Here is a 14,680-nt window from a genome sequence, read left to right on the forward strand (position 1 = left end):
TTCTCTCCCGTCACCCGATCCACAGTCACCAGCAATAGTGGGCGGCGCGCATCCCGCCTTCGGCGAACTCCCTTTTTATTCAAGTGCGCAAAATCAAGGAATATGGCATGTCGTTCAGAGGGCGGTACCGCCGGGCTCCGCCGTGTGCCTCGTTGACGCAGCGGGGGACCGGTTGCGTGATGAGGGCCGACGGGTTCAGGGCCGCGGCGAAGATGATGCGGAAGGTGGCGGTCTCGCCCGGTAGCCGCCGCATGACGTGCTCGGGCAGGCGACCCACTCCGCGAGTCTGGCGCTGCGCGACAGGATCGAGATCGACCCGGACGCCGCGACCATGGGCACCACCCTGGTGGCCATGCTCCAGTCCGAGACGGGCGGATGCTGCACGACCCGCTGCTGGGCACCTCGCCAGGCATCCGGCCACTCTGGCACCGCCGTGCCGTAAGCCCTCTATCCAGCCTCGCAGTCAGCGTGGCAGCGGTGGTGCCGGCGTGAGCGCTTTGGCCGTATCGTGTCCGCCATGTCCGCGTTACCCCGCGTCGCCGCCTGGTCGGCGGCCGCCTTCGCTGCTTTTCTCCCTTCCTGGTGGCGGTGGGAGGTGTGGAGAGAGCTGCACCCACTGGACGACAAGCCGGGCCTGACCGTGATCTACGGCCTGGTCCGCCCGCCCGCGGACTTCCCCGGGACGCCGGTGCTGACACCGCTGCTCACCGATCTGGACACGCTCATGGAGATATCCCTGAGGTGGGCGCTCCCGTCGGTGCTCGTGGTGGCCGGATTGCTCGCCTGGCTGCGAGGGGGTGGCCCTGAGGCGGTGGGGCGGCGGGTCGCCTGGGGGCTGGTGGCGGTCGCGGTGGTCGCGCCGGCCCCCGTCATCGATCCTGCGGTCCAGGTGCCCAGCTTCGAGTGGGTCGCCCAGGTCGCCGAAGGGTGGGGGCCTGACCAGGTCTGCTACCTGCTCGCGGCGGTGCTGGTGTTGACCGGGTTCCGGCGTCCGGAGGAGTCAGGACTCGTTGACGCAGCGGAGCACCGGGGGTGAGGTGAGCACCGCCAGGTCGAGATCTGCGCTGGTGGTGATGTGGAAGGTGGCGGTCTCACCCGGCAGGAGGGTGACCAGCATGGTGTCCACCGAGGCCGCCGAGTCCAGGCGGTCGGGGAAGAGGACCAGGTCGCGCAGGATCGTGCGGGCGGTGACTGTCACCCGGTAGCCGCCGGTCACCCGATCAACGGAAATGTCGTAGGCCGCCGGAGGGAAGGCCACGGCCGGGTCCTCGGCGAAGAAGGACAGGGTGCGTTCGTCGCCCAGGCGGACCGAGAGGAGTTCGCGGGAGGGGTCGCCGGGGGTGGCGACAGAAGGCGGGAGCGGCACCCGCGCCACCGACCGGGGTTCGGCCGAGACTTCCAGGACGTCCTTGGCCAGCGGCCTGCCGTCCAGGTCGAGCCGGGTCACGAGCAGCGAGCCCCGCCATGCCGTGCCCGAGTCGTTGACCACGGCCACCGAGTCGCCCTGGACGGTGAGGAGACGGTCGGCGTAGAGGCGGCGCAGCGCGTACCACAGGGGTTTGCGCCTGCCGTCGCCGTCTACGGCGGCCCACGAGGTGACCGGCCAGCAGTCGTTGAGCTGCCAGACGATCGTGCCCATGCAGTACGGCATGAGCGCGCGGAACCGCTCGATGGCGAAGGTGATCGCGCGGGCCTGGTTGAGCTGGGTCAGGTAGTGCCAGTCGTCGAACGAGTCCGGCGCGGGCAGGTGGTCGCCGAGGCCGCGCAGCAGTTTGCCGTTGCCGTCGTCGGCCTTCTGGTGGTGCAGCACCAGCGGGGCGTCGGCGGCCAGTTCGCCGGAGACGGCGCGGTGGAGCGTGGCGTACGCGGGCGGCCCCTGGAAGCCGAACTCGGCCACGAACCGGGGCGTGTAGGTGGCGTAGTGGCGGTAGTCCTCGCGGTTCCACACGTCCCAGATGTGGATGGTGCCGCTCGACGGGTCCAGCGGCGCGGCGGCGGGGTCGGCGGAGAAGGGGCTGCCGGGGATGTACGGGCGGGTCGGGTCCAGCTCGGCCACGATCGACGGCAGCAGATCGTGGTAGAGGCCGCCGCCCCAGCTCCGGCCCTCCAGCTTGTCCTGCCAGCCCCAGTCGGCGTACCCCTCCAGGTTCTCGTTGTTGCCGCACCACAGCACCAGGCTGGGATGGGCGCAGAGCCGGGTCACGTGCTCGCGCGCCTCGGCGGCCACCTCCGAACGGAACGGCTCCTCCTCCGGGTAGGCGGCGCAGGCGAACGGGAAGTCCTGCCACACCAGCAGCCCGAGCTCGTCGGCCAGGTCGTAGAAGTCCTCGCTCTCGTACAGGCCCCCGCCCCATACGCGCAGCAGGTTGACGCCCGCGCCGACGGCCTGCCCGAACCGCTCGGCGAGCCGGGAGCGGGTCACCCGGGAGGGGAAGCAGTCGTCGGGGATCCAGTTGACGCCGCGCACGAACACGGGCGTCCCGTTGACGGTCAGCCGGAACGCGTCCTCGTCCAGTTCGACGGAACGGAACCCGATCTTCCCGGTCCACGACGACTCCCCGAGGCGCACGGTCAACTCGTAGCGGTGCTGCTCCCCGTACCCGCGAGGCCACCACAGCCGCGGCGAGGGCACGGCCAGCGGCACGACGGCCGAACGCTGACCGGCGGCGAGCCGCACCTGCGCCGTGACCCCGGCCACCGAGGCGGTCAGGGTGAGCGGCGCCTCGGTGGCGCGCTCGACGCTGACGTGCACGTCCACCCGGCCGGAGCCGTCGGCGGCGACGGTGGTGAGCGGGCGGACCGAGGCCAGGCGGGCGCCGGTCCAGCTCTCCAGCCCGATCGGCCGCCAGATCCCGGCGGTGACCAGGGCGGGCCCCCAGTCCCAGCCGAAGTTGCAGGCCATCTTGCGGATGAACGCGTACGGCGCCTCGTAAGCGCCGGGGCGGAACCCGAGCGCGGCCCTCCGCTCCTCCGCGTACTCCAGCGCCGAGCCGAAGACGACGGTGAGCGTGTTGGCCCCTTCGCTCAGCAGGTGGCGCACCGGGAACCGGTAGGAGCGGTGCTGGTTGGCGGTGGCGGCGACGCGCACCCCGTTGAGGGTGATCTCCGCCACCGTGTCCAGTCCGTCGCACACCAGGTCGGTGCGCTCGTGCTCGTCGGGCGACCAGGAGAACTCGGTGGTGTACGTCCACGCGGTGCGGCCGATCCAGCCCAGCCGGTTCTCGTTGTCGTCCAGGTACGGGTCGTCGATGAGACCGGCGGCGAGCAGGTCGGTGTGCACGCAGCCGGGCACCGTAGCGGGTACCGGGGGCGGCGCGTCCCCCGAGGCCGCCGACAGGACCCAGCCGTCGTGCAGCCGCCGGTACGAGCTCACGTGGGTTCTCCCCGGCACTCGTCGAGTCTGGCGCAGGCCACGAAGTGGCCGGGTTCGGCCTCGGCCAGGCCGCCGGTCGCGCCGCGCTCGTGGTACGGGCAGGTCTCCACGGGCGCGGCGTCCTCCCAGGGGGCGTGCAGCCGGGGCACGGACGACAGGAGCTGCCTGGTGTAGGGGTGCAGCGGGTTGTCGAACACCTGGTGCGTCGGCCCCATCTCGACGACCGCGCCGTCGCGCAGCACCACCGTGCGCTCGGCCAGGTAGTGGCCGAGCGACAGGTCGTGCGTCACGTACAGCACGCTCAGTCCGCGGCCCTTGAGCTCGGCGAGCAGGTTGAGCACGTCGATGCGGGTGGAGGCGTCGAGCATGCTGGTGATCTCGTCGGCGATGAGCAGCTTCAGGTCGAGCAGCAGCGCCCTGGCGATCAGCAGGCGCTGCAGCTGGCCGCCGCTGAGCTGGTGCGGGAACTTGCCGAGGACCTCGCGCGGGTTGAGCCGCACGTCCTCGATCGCCGCGTGGACCCGCTCGGTCCACTCCCGGCCGGGGACCGACGGATAATAGCTGTCCTTGATCATCTGGAACACTCGGTCGGCCTTGAAGACCGGGTTGTAGCAGCTGAACGGGTCCTGGAAGACGCCCTGGACGGTCCGGTAGTACTCCTTGCCGGGCTTGACGGGCACGCCGTCCACGGTGATCGAGCCGCCGGTCATCGGGATCAGCCCGAGGATCATCTTGCCGATCGTGCTCTTCCCGCTGCCGCTCTCCCCGATGAGGGAGACGACCTCGCCGGCCCGCACCTCGAAGCTCACCGCGTCGACGGCCGTCAGCGTCCGCCCGCCGAAGGTCCCGACCTTGTAGACCTTGGTGACGTTCTCGACTTTCAGCATCAGACCTTCCAGCACGCGGCGAAGTGGTTGGGCTCGATCTCTGTCACCGGCGGCTCCTCGGCGCACTCGTCGCCGGCCAGCGGGCAGCGGTCGCGGAAGCGGCAGCCGCTGGGCGGGTCGAGCAGCGACGGCGGGCTGCCGGGGATGCCGGTCAGCTTGCGGTCGGCGTGGCGGACGCCGATCTCCGGCAGCGAGTTGATCAGCAGTCTCGTGTACGGGTGCCTCGGCGCTTTGATCAGCTTCTCCGCGGGCGCCTTCTCCGCCAGTTTGCCCGCGTACATCACCATGATCGTGTCGGCGATGTGCGAGGTCAGCGCCAGGTCGTGGGTGATGAAGAGCATGCTCTTGACGTAGCCGCCGTCACGGAACCCGAGCAGCGCCCTGGCCACCGCCTTCTGGGTGGACACGTCCAGCGCCGAGGTGACCTCGTCGGCGATCAGCAGGGCCGGGTCGAGCAGCGTGGAGATGACCATCACCATGCGCTGCTTCTGGCCGCCGGACAGCTCGATCGGGTAGCGGTCGAGCACCTCGCGCGGCAGTCCCACCAGGCCGATCCGGCTCTCCAGCTCCTTCCTGTCGAGCGGCACGCCGCGCGAGCGGAGCAGTTCGCCCACCATCTTGCCGATGCGGCGGGTCGGGTTCATCGCGCTCATCGAGTACTGCGGGATGAGCGAGATCTCGTGGAAGCGGAAGGCGTTCATCGCCCGGTCGTCGCCGATCGGCAGCTCGCGGCCGTCCAGTTCGACGGTCCCGCCGACGTGCCGCATCCGGCCGTCCATGCGGATGAGGCTCTTGCCCAGCGTGGTCTTGCCGCAGCCGGACTCGCCCGCGAGGCCGAGTATCTCGCCGTCGTCCATGGTGAAGGAGACCCCGTCGAGCGCCTTCACATCGCCTCTGAGGGTCCTGTAGTGCACCCTCAGGTCACTGACCCGCAGACTCATGTCTCCCTCAGTTTCGGGTTGAAGACCTCGTCGAGGCCGACGTTCGCCACGTACAGGGCGCCGACGACGGCGGTGATGGCCGCTCCCGGCGGCACGAACCACCACCACAGGCCGAGCTGGAGCGCGCTCCACTGGGTCGCGTTCTGCAGCATCAGCCCGAGCGAGACGCCCTCCGTGGGCCCGAGCCCGATGAAGTCGAGCGAGGCGGCGATCAGCACCGAGCTGCCGAACAGCAGGATGAACGTCATGAACAGGTAGCTGCTCATGTTCGGCGCGATCTCCCTGGCGATGATCCTGGGCGTGCCGACCCCGCTCAGCCGGGCCAGGTCGACGAAGTCCCTGGACCGCAGCGAGAACGTCTGCGCCCGGATCGCCCGCGCCGCCCACGGCCAGGAGGTGAGGCCGATGAGCAGCGCCTGCATGCCGACGCTGCGGATGCCGAGGTAGGCGTTGATGATCAGCAGCACGGCCAGGGTCGGGATGACCAGCACGATGTTGGTGAGCATGCTGAGCACCTCGTCCACCATCCCGCCCCGGTAGCCGGCGGTGAACCCGACCACCATCGCGATCACCGCGGCGATCCCGCCGCCGATCGCCCCGGCCAGGAACGTGGTCCGCAGCCCGTACACGAACTGGGTGAAGACGTCCTGGCCCTGCATGGTCGTCCCGAACCAGTGCTCCGACGAGGGCGGCAGCATCGGCAGGGCCACGTACTCGTTGGGCGCGGCCACGCTCCAGATGACCGGCCCGAACAGGGCGACCAGTGCGAGCACGAGCACGATGGAGAAGCCGATGACCAGCTTCGGGTTCCGTACGGCGAAGTGGAGCGCCTCGCGGCGCACCACGCGCTCCTCGGTGGGCAGTGCCGTCGTCGCGGTCAAGCCTGTGCTCCCGCCATCCCGGTGCGCGTGCGCGGGTCGATCAGCACGTACACGATGTCGATGATGAAGTTGGCCACCAGCACCCCGATCACGATGAACATGAACGAGCCCTGGAGCAGGAAGAAGTCCTGGTTCTGGATCGCCTTGAGGATCAGGCTGCCGATCCCCGGATAGGAGAAGACGATCTCGGTGACGAGCGCGCCCGCGACCAGCACGCCGAGCTGCAGCGCCAGGCCGGTGATCTGGGGCAGGATCGCGTTGCGGTAGGCGTAGCGGCGGATCAGCCTGGCCGGCGCGCCGAGCGCCGCCAGGTAGGTGGAGTAGTCCGACTCCAGCTCATAAATGATCATGTTGCGCATGCCGATCGCCCACCCGCCCAGCGCCACCAGGAACAGCGACAGGAACGGCAGCGCCCAGTGGTGCAGCAGATCCTGGAAGAACGTCCAGGACCAGCTCGGCGTGAGCGAGAAGCTGTAGCCGCCGGCCACCGGGAACCACCCGGCCACCACGCCGAGCCCCCAGGCCAGCAGCACGGCCAGCCACATGTACGGGGTCGCGGTGAGCACGTAGCCCACCGGCAGCACGGTGTTGTCCAGCAGCTTCCTGCGCGCGGCGAACGCGCCGAACCGGTTGCCCACCCAGTAGCTGAGCAGCACCGCCGGGATCATCAACCCCAGCGTGTACGGGACCGCGCCCAGGATCACGTCGGCCACCGGCGTCGGGAACACGTAGATGCTGAGCCCGAAGTCGCCCCGGAACATCGCGGCCCAGAAGTTCAGGTACTGCTGCCAGATCGGCTCGTCGAAGCCGAAGAGGTTGGTGTAATAGGCCCGCATCGTCTCGACGGCCTCGGGCTGCGAGACCCGGGCCCTGGCCAGCATGCTCGAGACGGGGTCGCCGGGCATGAAGCGCGGGATCACCCAGTTGACCGTGACGGCGGCCACGAAGGTCAGGCCGTAGATGAACAGTTTCCTGCCGAAGTATTGGCGCACGAGATCTCCCCACTGGGGCCCCCTCCGCCTGAACGGGCAGGCGGAGGGGGCGGCGACGTGTCAGGTCAGCCGGCCGCCGGCTGGAGCTGCGTCAGCATCTCGAAGCCGCCGAGCTCGAACCAGTTGCGCCACATCGCGGGCGCGTGCTTGGGAGCTCCGTCCGCCGCGGAGGGCCAGTTCTTCCAGGTGGTGTTGCTGGACTGGGCCCACAGGCCGTTGTACCAGAGCGGAATGATCGGCATCTCGTCCATGTGGATCTTCTGGAGCTTGGAGGTGATCTCCTTCATGCCCTCGATGTCGTCCGTCTTGACCCGGTTGAGCTGCTGGACCAGCCCCCAGGCCTCCTTGTTCTCGTAACGCCCGTAGTTGACGGTGTTCTGCACCTTCCTGATGGGGAGCTGGAAGATGTAGTCGTAGTAGGTCCACGGGCTGCTGGACAGCTGGCGCTCGTTGTTGATGAGCAGGTCGAAGTCGCCCTTGCCGCGCTTGGCCACCAGCGCGTTGAAGTCGGGGAACTCCGGGGTGACCTCGATGCCGGCCGCCTTGGCGCTGGCGGAGATGACCCGGGCCGCCTCCATCCAGTCGGTCCAGCCGGTCGGCACCTCGATGGTCAGGTTGATCTTCGAGCCGTCCTTGTTCTCCACCAGCCCGTCGCCGTCACGGTCGCGGTAGCCGGCGTCGGCGAGCATCTTCTTGGCCTCGTCGGTGCTGAAGGAGAACCCGTCGGAGCTCACCACGCCCTGGTCGACGAACTGGTCCCACTGCGGCAGCAGGCCGGTCGGGTCGGCCGCCTGGACCAGGTTGCCGTAGACGCCTTCGACGATCTTCTTGACGTCCACCGAGGCGGCCAGCGCCTTGCGGAAGGCCGGGTCGTTCATCGGCTTCTTGGTGGTGTTGGGCACCATCCAGGCCGTGTTGGCCGACAGCATGTACGGCGGCTTGTCGTAGTACGAGGTGATGCCGAAGTTGCCGTCGATCAGGTTGGCCACGCCCGGCAGGAAGTTGTTGCTGAGGTCCAGGCCCTTCTGCAGCAGCATGCCCATGGCGACCTCGTTGCTGGGGGTGGCCACGTCCACGATGTAGCGGGGCTTGGGCTCCATGCCGAGCGCGGTCTTGCCCCACCAGTCGTCGCGCCTGACCAGCACCACGCGGTCCTGGTCGTGGCTCTGGAACTTGTAGGCGCCGCTGCCGACGGGGTTCTCGTTGACGCCGTTGAGCACGTCCTCCTCGGAGCGGCCGGCCCACAGGTGCTCGGGGACGATCGAGCGGCTGTAGAGGTTGAAGTCCCACTCCTGGTAGTTGGCCTCGGAGAAGGTGAAGCGGACCGTCTGGTCGTCGACCGCCTCCACCTTCTCCAGCCAGTCCCAGATGTTGTGGAACGGGATCGTCTCCATCTTGCCGAGGCTGTAGGAGAACGCCACGTCCTTGGCCGTCAGCGGCTTGCCGTCGGCCCAGGTGACGCCCTGGCGGACCTTGACCTCGTACGTCTTGTCGTCCGTCCAGGAGCCGCTCTCGGCGATCCAGGGCACGAGCTTGGCCTGGGCGGGGTCGTAGTGGAAGAGCGTCTCGTACACCAGGCCCTTGGTGCCGGTGGCGGAGTCCCACTCGCGGATCGGGTTGAAGTTGGCGGGCGGGCCCCACTGGACGCCGGTCGTGTACAGCGTCTCGTTGCGGGGCAGCGCTCCGGCGTCGCCGCCCGCCGCGGGCGCGCTGCCCGTCTGGGAGGTCTGGGGTGTCGGTGCGGCGGTGCCGCCGCCACCGGTACAGGCGGCTGCGAGCGTGCCCGCCGCGAGGAGCGGTATCAGGATTCGCGCCCGGGTCTGCATCAGAGTTCTCCTTCCCCCGCCGAGGCGGAGGGTCGCGTGAGTCCAACCCCCGAGGTCGGCGGCCCGGGACCTACGCCGCCGCAGAGCCGCCACGCGTCATGGGAGCGCTCCCGAAATGGCGCGGGCAGCTTGTCGCTGAACCGGATAAGTACCGCGAAGGTAAAATCGGCGTGACGACCGAGTCAAGGGCCGTGACGAGTTTGAGATGCGGCTTTTGGAAACCCGGTTAAGTCGAGGGAGCGCTCCCATAGCCGGATGCGCAGGTGCGTGCCGCTCCTGCCGGTAGTAAGGTGCGACTGCACGAATGGCTAACCGGTTCACCACAGGGGGCTCGGCGTTGAAGCGACCGACGATCGCCGACATCGCCCGCAGGGCGGGGGTGTCCAAGGTGGCCGTCTCCTACGCGCTCAACGACCGCCCCGGCGTGTCACCGGCGAAACGCGCGGCGATCAAGGCCATCGCCGAGGAGATCGGCTGGCGGCCCAACAGCGCCGCCCGCGCGCTCAACGGCGCCCGCGCCCGCTCCGTCGGCCTCACCCTGTGCAGGCCCGCCCGCATCCTCGGCGTCGAGCCGTTCTTCATGGAGCTGATCAGCGGCATCGAGACCGAGCTGTCGGCCCGCTCCTACGCGCTCATGCTCCAGGTCGTCACCAGCCCCGAGCAGGAGACCGAGATCTACCGCCGCTGGTGGGGCGAGGGCCGGGTCGACGGCGCCATCCTCGTCGACCTGCGCTTCTCCGACCCCCGCGTCACGGCGCTGGACGAGCTCGGCATGCCCGCCGTCGTCGTCGGCCACCCTTCGGAGGCCGGCGCGCTCACCCCCGTCTGGTCCGACGACGCCGCCGCCATCCGCGAGACCGTCGAGTACCTCCACGCCCTCGGCCACCGGCGCGTCGCCCGCGTCGCCGGGCTGCCCGGCCTGGTCCACACCGTGCTGCGCGACCGGGCGTTCACCGCCGCGTGCCGGGAGCTCGGGCTCGACCGGCACACGATCCTGCACACCGACTACACCGGCGAGGAGGGCGCCCGCGCCACCCGGCGGCTGATGAGCGCCCCCACCCGCCCCACCGCGATCGTCTACGACAACGACATCATGGCGGTCGCGGGCATGTCGGCGGCCGACGAGTTGCGGCTGCGGGTGCCGGCCGACCTGTCCGTGGTGGCCTGGGACGACTCGCCGCTCTCCCAGGTCGTCCGGCCCGCGCTCAGCGCCCTCACCAGGGACATCCCGGCGTACGGGGCGCACGCCGCCCGCGCGCTGCTGGGGCTGATCGCGGGAGAGGCGGTGGCGGCCGTCCAGGACCAGGCGCCCCGCCTCGTCCCCCGCGGCAGCACCGCCCCTCCCCCGGATTCCTGAGCGCGCAGCCCGTACGTCAGTTCCAGTTGTCGATCTTGACGTCATGCGGGTCGGGCGCGCCCTTGCCGGTCTCGATCAGCGCCTTGAGGCTCATCAGGAAGAGCGCCCACTTGGTGCCGCAGTGGTGCATGAACTCCACCGGCTCCTTCCAGCCCGCGTGCTTGAAGAGCACCACGGTGTAGTCGCCGGCCTGGGCGAGGTCCCAGCTCACGTGGGTGCCGAGCCACTCCGGAGGCCCGTCGGCCACCTCCCACAGCACGCGCCTGCCCGGGTCGAGGTCGAGGACCTTCATGTCGAACCCGCCCGCGCCGAACCGGAACCGGAGCACGCCGCCCACGTCGCCGCCCGAGCCCTGGGTGTCGGCCGTCCACCAGCCGGCGAGTCCTTCGACGGTGGTCAGGGCCGCGTAGACCTCGGCCACCGGTGCGGTGATGCCCACCCTGTGCAGGATGTCCACCATGGTGATCTCCTCACTGTCGATGATCGTGCCGGTCCTGGTCACGCTGGATCGCCTCGGCGATCGCCTTGATGCGCCGCAGCCTGGCGTCCCACGCCGCCCCCACCGAGGACAACTGGGCGACCGCGCGGGCCAGCTGCGCCTCGTCCACGCGGTAGCGCCTCTCCCGTCCGATGGGCGACGCGCGCACCAGGCCGGCGCGGTCGAGCACGCCGAGATGCTTGGCGACGGCCTGCCGCGTCACGGGCAGCCGGGCGCTGAGGCTCGTGGCGGTGCCGCCCCCCTCCGCGAGGAGCAGATCGAGCATCCGCCGACGGGTCGGGTCGCCGATCGCGGACCACAGATCGTCGTCGACGGCGGTGCTCATGAGGCCGCCACCAGCCGCGCGACGTACTCCCCCAGCCGGGGGATGTAGGTGTCCCAGCCCGCGGTGTGCTCCTGGTAGCCCTGCGCCAGCTTGGCCGCCTCCCAGCCCATCTCCCTGAACCCGGTCTCGACCAGCCGGATCCTGGTGCCGCCGGCTGACGGGATGAGCTCGAAGGTGACCAGCAGGGAGTCGGCGGAGTCGTCCGCCTTCCCACCGGAATGACACCAGCGGAACGAGAACAGCCGGGGCGGCTCGGCCCGCACGACGGCGATCGGGGAGACGTCGGCCCTGTCGCCCCAGACGAGCTCGCCGACGGCGCCGGGAACGGGCTCGAAGTCGGCGTCGTCGGTCCACCACCGCGAGAGGTGCTCGGGACGGCTGACGACCTCGTAGACCACCTCGGGTGAGGCGTCGACGTGGATCTCGCGTTCGATGCTGCCGTGCTCCATGACGATCCTCCATGCGCAACTTTCGGTTGCACGTTACGCTAACCTATCGATCGCCCGTTCGCAACCAAAGGTTGCACATGTCGTTGACGCCGCGGGATTCCCCGCCCTCCTGACTGATTCACTTCTGTGATCATGCAAAGGCACGCGTCCCGATAAAGTCCTGTTACGACAGTGACATTGCGCGTTTCCGGACGAGAGGGATGCCACGTGAGTGAGGAGTTCCGGCTCACCGTCGAGGCGTTAGCCAAGGAGTACAACCAGCGAACCGCCGGGTTACGCAAGGCCTACGGACAGCTGTCGGAGCTGACGGCCACCGCCGAGTCCCGGGACGGCATGGTGCGGGTGACCGTGGGGGCGCGCGGCCAGGTGATGTCCATCAAGCTGGACCCCCGCGTGTACCGCAAGCTCTCCCCGTCAGAACTCGCCCAGGCGATCCTGCACCAGATCGGCGCCGCCGGCCGCCAGGTCACCGACCGTACGAAGGAGCTCATGAAGCCCTTCATGCCGGACGACCTCCCTTTGGATGACCTCTTCGGCGAGGGGGCCGGCTTCGAGTCGTTCCTGCCCCAGCCGTTGCAGCTGCCGGGACTGGACACCCGTGGGTGACATCAGCTTCGAGGGCTACCACGCCGTCTTCCAGGACCTGCGGGCACGGGCCGCGCGGGCCGACTCCGAGGCCGAGCGCCTGCGGGAGGTGCAGCGGGACCTGATGAGGGTCTTCGACGAGGTGGGCAATCCTCTCGGGGACGACCAGTACGGCGCCGCGCTCCACGGAGGCCATCACAAGAGGCAGCAGGGCCTCCGCGACGCGTTCACCTCCTGCATACGGGAGGTCGAGCAGCTACGCGACGGGCTGCGGGAGAACGTGAAGAACTACGAGAACGCCGAGCACCTGCGGGGCGGGTGAACTCCGGTGGGATTCGACGGATCCCTCGTCCCCGACTGGGCCAAACCGTACGTCGACTACACCATCGACATGGACTGGCCGGAATCAGATGAGAACGACTGTTTCCGCCTCGCCGACGCCTGCGCAGCCACCGCCCGCACCATCCTGAACGACCAGGGCATCACCGTCCACACCCGGCCGGGCGACGACTGGAACGGCGACGCGCTCGAACAGTTCCTCCAACACGTCCAAGACGTATCCGACCCGGCGCTGAGAACCCTCGTCGAGCGCCTCGTCACGGCCGCGCTGCAGTACAACGACCTCGGCGTCCAGGTCCAGAACACCAAACGGATGATCGAGGTCTCCGTCTGGTTCATGATCTCCCAGCTCGCCTGGCTCCTGGCCACCACCGGACCCTGGGGGCCGCTCTCCCTCTCCCTGACGGACTCCCGGGTGCAGGTCACCCGCCTGGCCATCGCCCAGCTCCGCAAGCGCCTGCTGACCGACATCGCCCTCTTCGACGGCCCCACGGCCGGCCCGGACCCGGCCGCGCAGGAGGCCGCGCGTGAGGAGCTCGACTGGGAGCAGATCATGAGGGCGGGCGGTACGGGAGACCTGCTGGGCGAGTTCCTGACCGCGTTCAACGGCCTGATGCCGCCCGAGGGCCCCGTGGGCAGGCCGGGACCGGTCGGCGGGGCCACCGACCTGATCACGCCGACCGGCGGGGACCCGCCCGACCGGGACCCCGCGACAGACGACGGTTCGCCGGGCCTGCCGCAGCACCCCGGCGGCCCCTACCCGGCCGTCCCCTTCTGGCTGACGCCGGGAGCTCCCGCCCCGGCGCCCACCCGGCGCGGCTCCGCCGCACCTGGCCGGCCGTCACTCCCGCGCGGCTACGCCGCGGCCGTCCCGTGGCCCGACGCCGAGGACGCCACCCCGGTCAGGCCGCGGACGTCGCCCGGGCCGGGTTCCATCGACGCCCTGCTCAACGCCCCCCGGCCGGCGGGCCATGCCCAGCCCGCAGGCCGGCCGCCCGGCCCGTTCCGGGTCCTCGGCAACCCCGGCCTGCCGGGTGACGGCCATGTGATCGGAGCCCAGGGCAGGTACGGCGCCGCGGGCGTGCTGATCAGGAGCGTCGACGGCGTGGCCCGCCACCTGCTCGTCCAGCAGGCCGAGGCCGCCTCCGACGCGGGGACGTGGCGGTTGCCGGGCGGGGCGCTCCACAGCCGCGAGCAGCCCGTGAACGCGGCCGCCCGCGAGCTGAGCGGGACGCTCGGGGTGGACCAGAGCCGTCTCGACGAGCTCCGGCTCCGCGGCAGCCACCCGGTCCAGCCGTACGGAACCGGCTGGACGTACACCCACCTGGCCGCCGAAGGGCCGCTGTTCACGCCGAGGCTCGACTCGTCCGAGATCCGCGACGCCAGGTGGTTCACCCTCGACGAGCTCGACCGGCTGGCGAACCGGGGCCGTCTCCATCCCGTCCTGGCCGAGGCCCTGCCCGACGTGCTCGCCCTGTTCCACGGGGAGCGGGGCCTCACGGCGACCCCCGCGCACCGGTCGGGCCCTGTCCGCTCCGGGCTCGTCCCGCACGGGCCGGACCCGTCTCTCTCGCGGACCGTCCACCGCACGGCGTCGGGTTCCTTCTACGTCGCGGCCGCCCCGCACGTCCCCCTGGACGCGCCCTTCGGCGCCCGCACCGTCAGCCCGTCCTTCGGGGAGGCGGTCTGGTCCCCCGTCGTGGCGGAGCTGTCACCGGCTGAGCTGGCGGCGGTGCGCGGCTACGCCGGCAGCGGACACCGCGGCATCAACCGCTACCTGCGCCGGGCCGACCCCGGTCGTCCCGGCTCCGTCTCGCTCCCCGCGCCTCGGGCCTCACGCCTCAGGGCCAGGATCCAGGCGCTGGACGAGGTTCTGCGCCGGCGGCCGGTGCCGGAGAGCATCGACGTGTTCCGCAGGCTGCACTTCCGCTCGCGCCCCTTCACCGTGCCCGTCGAGCACCTGCCGGGAACCGTGCAGCGGGACCCGGCGTTCCTTCCCACGACCATCGGCGACCGGGCCGTGGGCGGGCACGCCGTCATGCTGTGCCTGCGCGTGCCCGCCGGCACCCCCGCCTTCTACCTGCCCCTGCTCAGCGGCTCCTCCGGGCAGGAGCTGCTGCTGGGCAGCGGCCTGTCCTGGTATGTGGAGGACGTGCTGCGCAAGGACGGCAGGTGGCACGTCTACGGGTGGGTGCTGCCGCCCGAGGACTCCGGCGGCTGAGCGAG

Annotated in this window: 15 protein-coding genes; 6 read left to right on the plus strand and 9 right to left on the minus strand. The window is 70.3% G+C overall.

Features of this window, described 5'->3' with window-relative positions; genetic code table 11:
• Positions 1 to 256: 256 nt before the first annotated feature.
• Both OUY22_RS02870 and OUY22_RS02875 read left to right on the plus strand, forming a co-directional pair.
• On the plus strand, positions 257 to 442 hold the full coding sequence (locus OUY22_RS02870) for a hypothetical protein (RefSeq protein WP_270153118.1): 186 nt from the start codon (positions 257 to 259) through the stop codon (positions 440 to 442).
• A 75-nt stretch (positions 443 to 517) separates the two neighbouring features.
• The gene (locus OUY22_RS02875) at positions 518 to 1,036 is read left to right on the plus strand and encodes a hypothetical protein (RefSeq protein WP_270153119.1); all 519 of its coding nucleotides are present in this window, start codon (positions 518 to 520) and stop codon (positions 1,034 to 1,036) included.
• Here OUY22_RS02875 and OUY22_RS02880 read toward each other — a convergent pair.
• From OUY22_RS02880 to OUY22_RS02905, 6 genes are all read right to left on the minus strand, one after another.
• Positions 1,001 to 3,373 (minus strand): glycoside hydrolase family 2 protein, encoded by a 2,373-nt coding sequence (locus tag OUY22_RS02880; protein WP_270153120.1) that lies wholly within the window; start codon positions 3,371 to 3,373, stop codon positions 1,001 to 1,003. The two genes, OUY22_RS02875 and OUY22_RS02880, sit on opposite strands and share 36 nt — an antisense overlap.
• Positions 3,370 to 4,260 carry an ATP-binding cassette domain-containing protein gene (locus OUY22_RS02885; protein WP_270153121.1) on the minus strand — a complete coding sequence of 297 codons (891 nt, stop codon included), beginning with the start codon at positions 4,258 to 4,260 and terminating at the stop codon, positions 3,370 to 3,372. Before OUY22_RS02885 ends, OUY22_RS02880 begins: the two co-directional genes overlap by 4 nt.
• On the minus strand, positions 4,260 to 5,201 hold the full coding sequence (locus OUY22_RS02890; protein WP_270153122.1) for an ABC transporter ATP-binding protein: 942 nt from the start codon (positions 5,199 to 5,201) through the stop codon (positions 4,260 to 4,262). The genes OUY22_RS02885 and OUY22_RS02890 overlap by 1 nt, the downstream gene beginning before the upstream one ends.
• The gene (locus OUY22_RS02895) at positions 5,198 to 6,082 is read right to left on the minus strand and encodes an ABC transporter permease (protein WP_270153123.1); all 885 of its coding nucleotides are present in this window, start codon (positions 6,080 to 6,082) and stop codon (positions 5,198 to 5,200) included. Before OUY22_RS02895 ends, OUY22_RS02890 begins: the two co-directional genes overlap by 4 nt.
• Positions 6,079 to 7,074: an ABC transporter permease gene (locus OUY22_RS02900; RefSeq protein WP_270153124.1), complete on the minus strand. Its 996-nt coding sequence runs from the start codon at positions 7,072 to 7,074 to the stop codon at positions 6,079 to 6,081. The genes OUY22_RS02895 and OUY22_RS02900 overlap by 4 nt, the downstream gene beginning before the upstream one ends.
• 65 nt (positions 7,075 to 7,139) lie before the next feature.
• Positions 7,140 to 8,900: an ABC transporter substrate-binding protein gene (locus OUY22_RS02905; protein WP_270153125.1), complete on the minus strand. Its 1,761-nt coding sequence runs from the start codon at positions 8,898 to 8,900 to the stop codon at positions 7,140 to 7,142.
• Positions 8,901 to 9,237: 337 nt separating this feature from the next.
• On the opposite strand from OUY22_RS02905, the gene OUY22_RS02910 reads away from it, so the two are divergent.
• Positions 9,238 to 10,257: a LacI family DNA-binding transcriptional regulator gene (locus OUY22_RS02910; protein WP_270153126.1), complete on the plus strand. Its 1,020-nt coding sequence runs from the start codon at positions 9,238 to 9,240 to the stop codon at positions 10,255 to 10,257.
• A gap of 16 nt (positions 10,258 to 10,273) precedes the next feature.
• Here OUY22_RS02910 and OUY22_RS02915 read toward each other — a convergent pair whose 3' ends face one another.
• Genes OUY22_RS02915 through OUY22_RS02925 form a run of 3 tightly spaced genes read right to left on the minus strand, consistent with a single transcriptional unit; the run spans position 10,274 to position 11,530 of the window.
• Positions 10,274 to 10,759, minus strand: a complete 486-nt coding sequence (locus OUY22_RS02915) for an SRPBCC family protein (protein ID WP_270153127.1) — start codon at positions 10,757 to 10,759, stop codon at positions 10,274 to 10,276.
• Entirely contained in the window at positions 10,728 to 11,081 is a 354-nt protein-coding gene (locus OUY22_RS02920; protein WP_270153128.1) for an ArsR/SmtB family transcription factor, read from the minus strand. The genes OUY22_RS02915 and OUY22_RS02920 overlap by 32 nt, the downstream gene beginning before the upstream one ends.
• Complete coding sequence (locus OUY22_RS02925; RefSeq protein WP_270153129.1) at positions 11,078 to 11,530, minus strand: SRPBCC domain-containing protein; 453 nt, start codon at positions 11,528 to 11,530, stop codon at positions 11,078 to 11,080. The genes OUY22_RS02920 and OUY22_RS02925 overlap by 4 nt, the downstream gene beginning before the upstream one ends.
• A gap of 207 nt (positions 11,531 to 11,737) precedes the next feature.
• Between OUY22_RS02925 and OUY22_RS02930 the strand changes: the two genes are divergently transcribed.
• The 3 genes from OUY22_RS02930 to OUY22_RS02940 are packed head-to-tail and all read left to right on the plus strand — an operon-like array spanning position 11,738 to position 14,675.
• Positions 11,738 to 12,136, plus strand: a complete 399-nt coding sequence (locus OUY22_RS02930; protein WP_270153130.1) for a YbaB/EbfC family nucleoid-associated protein — start codon at positions 11,738 to 11,740, stop codon at positions 12,134 to 12,136.
• The gene (locus OUY22_RS02935; RefSeq protein ID WP_270153131.1) at positions 12,129 to 12,437 is read left to right on the plus strand and encodes a hypothetical protein; all 309 of its coding nucleotides are present in this window, start codon (positions 12,129 to 12,131) and stop codon (positions 12,435 to 12,437) included. The genes OUY22_RS02930 and OUY22_RS02935 overlap by 8 nt, the downstream gene beginning before the upstream one ends.
• A 6-nt stretch (positions 12,438 to 12,443) precedes the next feature.
• The gene (locus tag OUY22_RS02940) at positions 12,444 to 14,675 is read left to right on the plus strand and encodes an ADP-ribosyltransferase (RefSeq protein ID WP_270153132.1); all 2,232 of its coding nucleotides are present in this window, start codon (positions 12,444 to 12,446) and stop codon (positions 14,673 to 14,675) included.
• The last annotated feature ends 5 nt before the right edge of the window (positions 14,676 to 14,680 follow it).

Origin of the sequence: Nonomuraea corallina, assembly GCF_027620315.1 — a bacterium.
GTDB lineage: Bacteria > Actinomycetota > Actinomycetes > Streptosporangiales > Streptosporangiaceae > Nonomuraea > Nonomuraea corallina.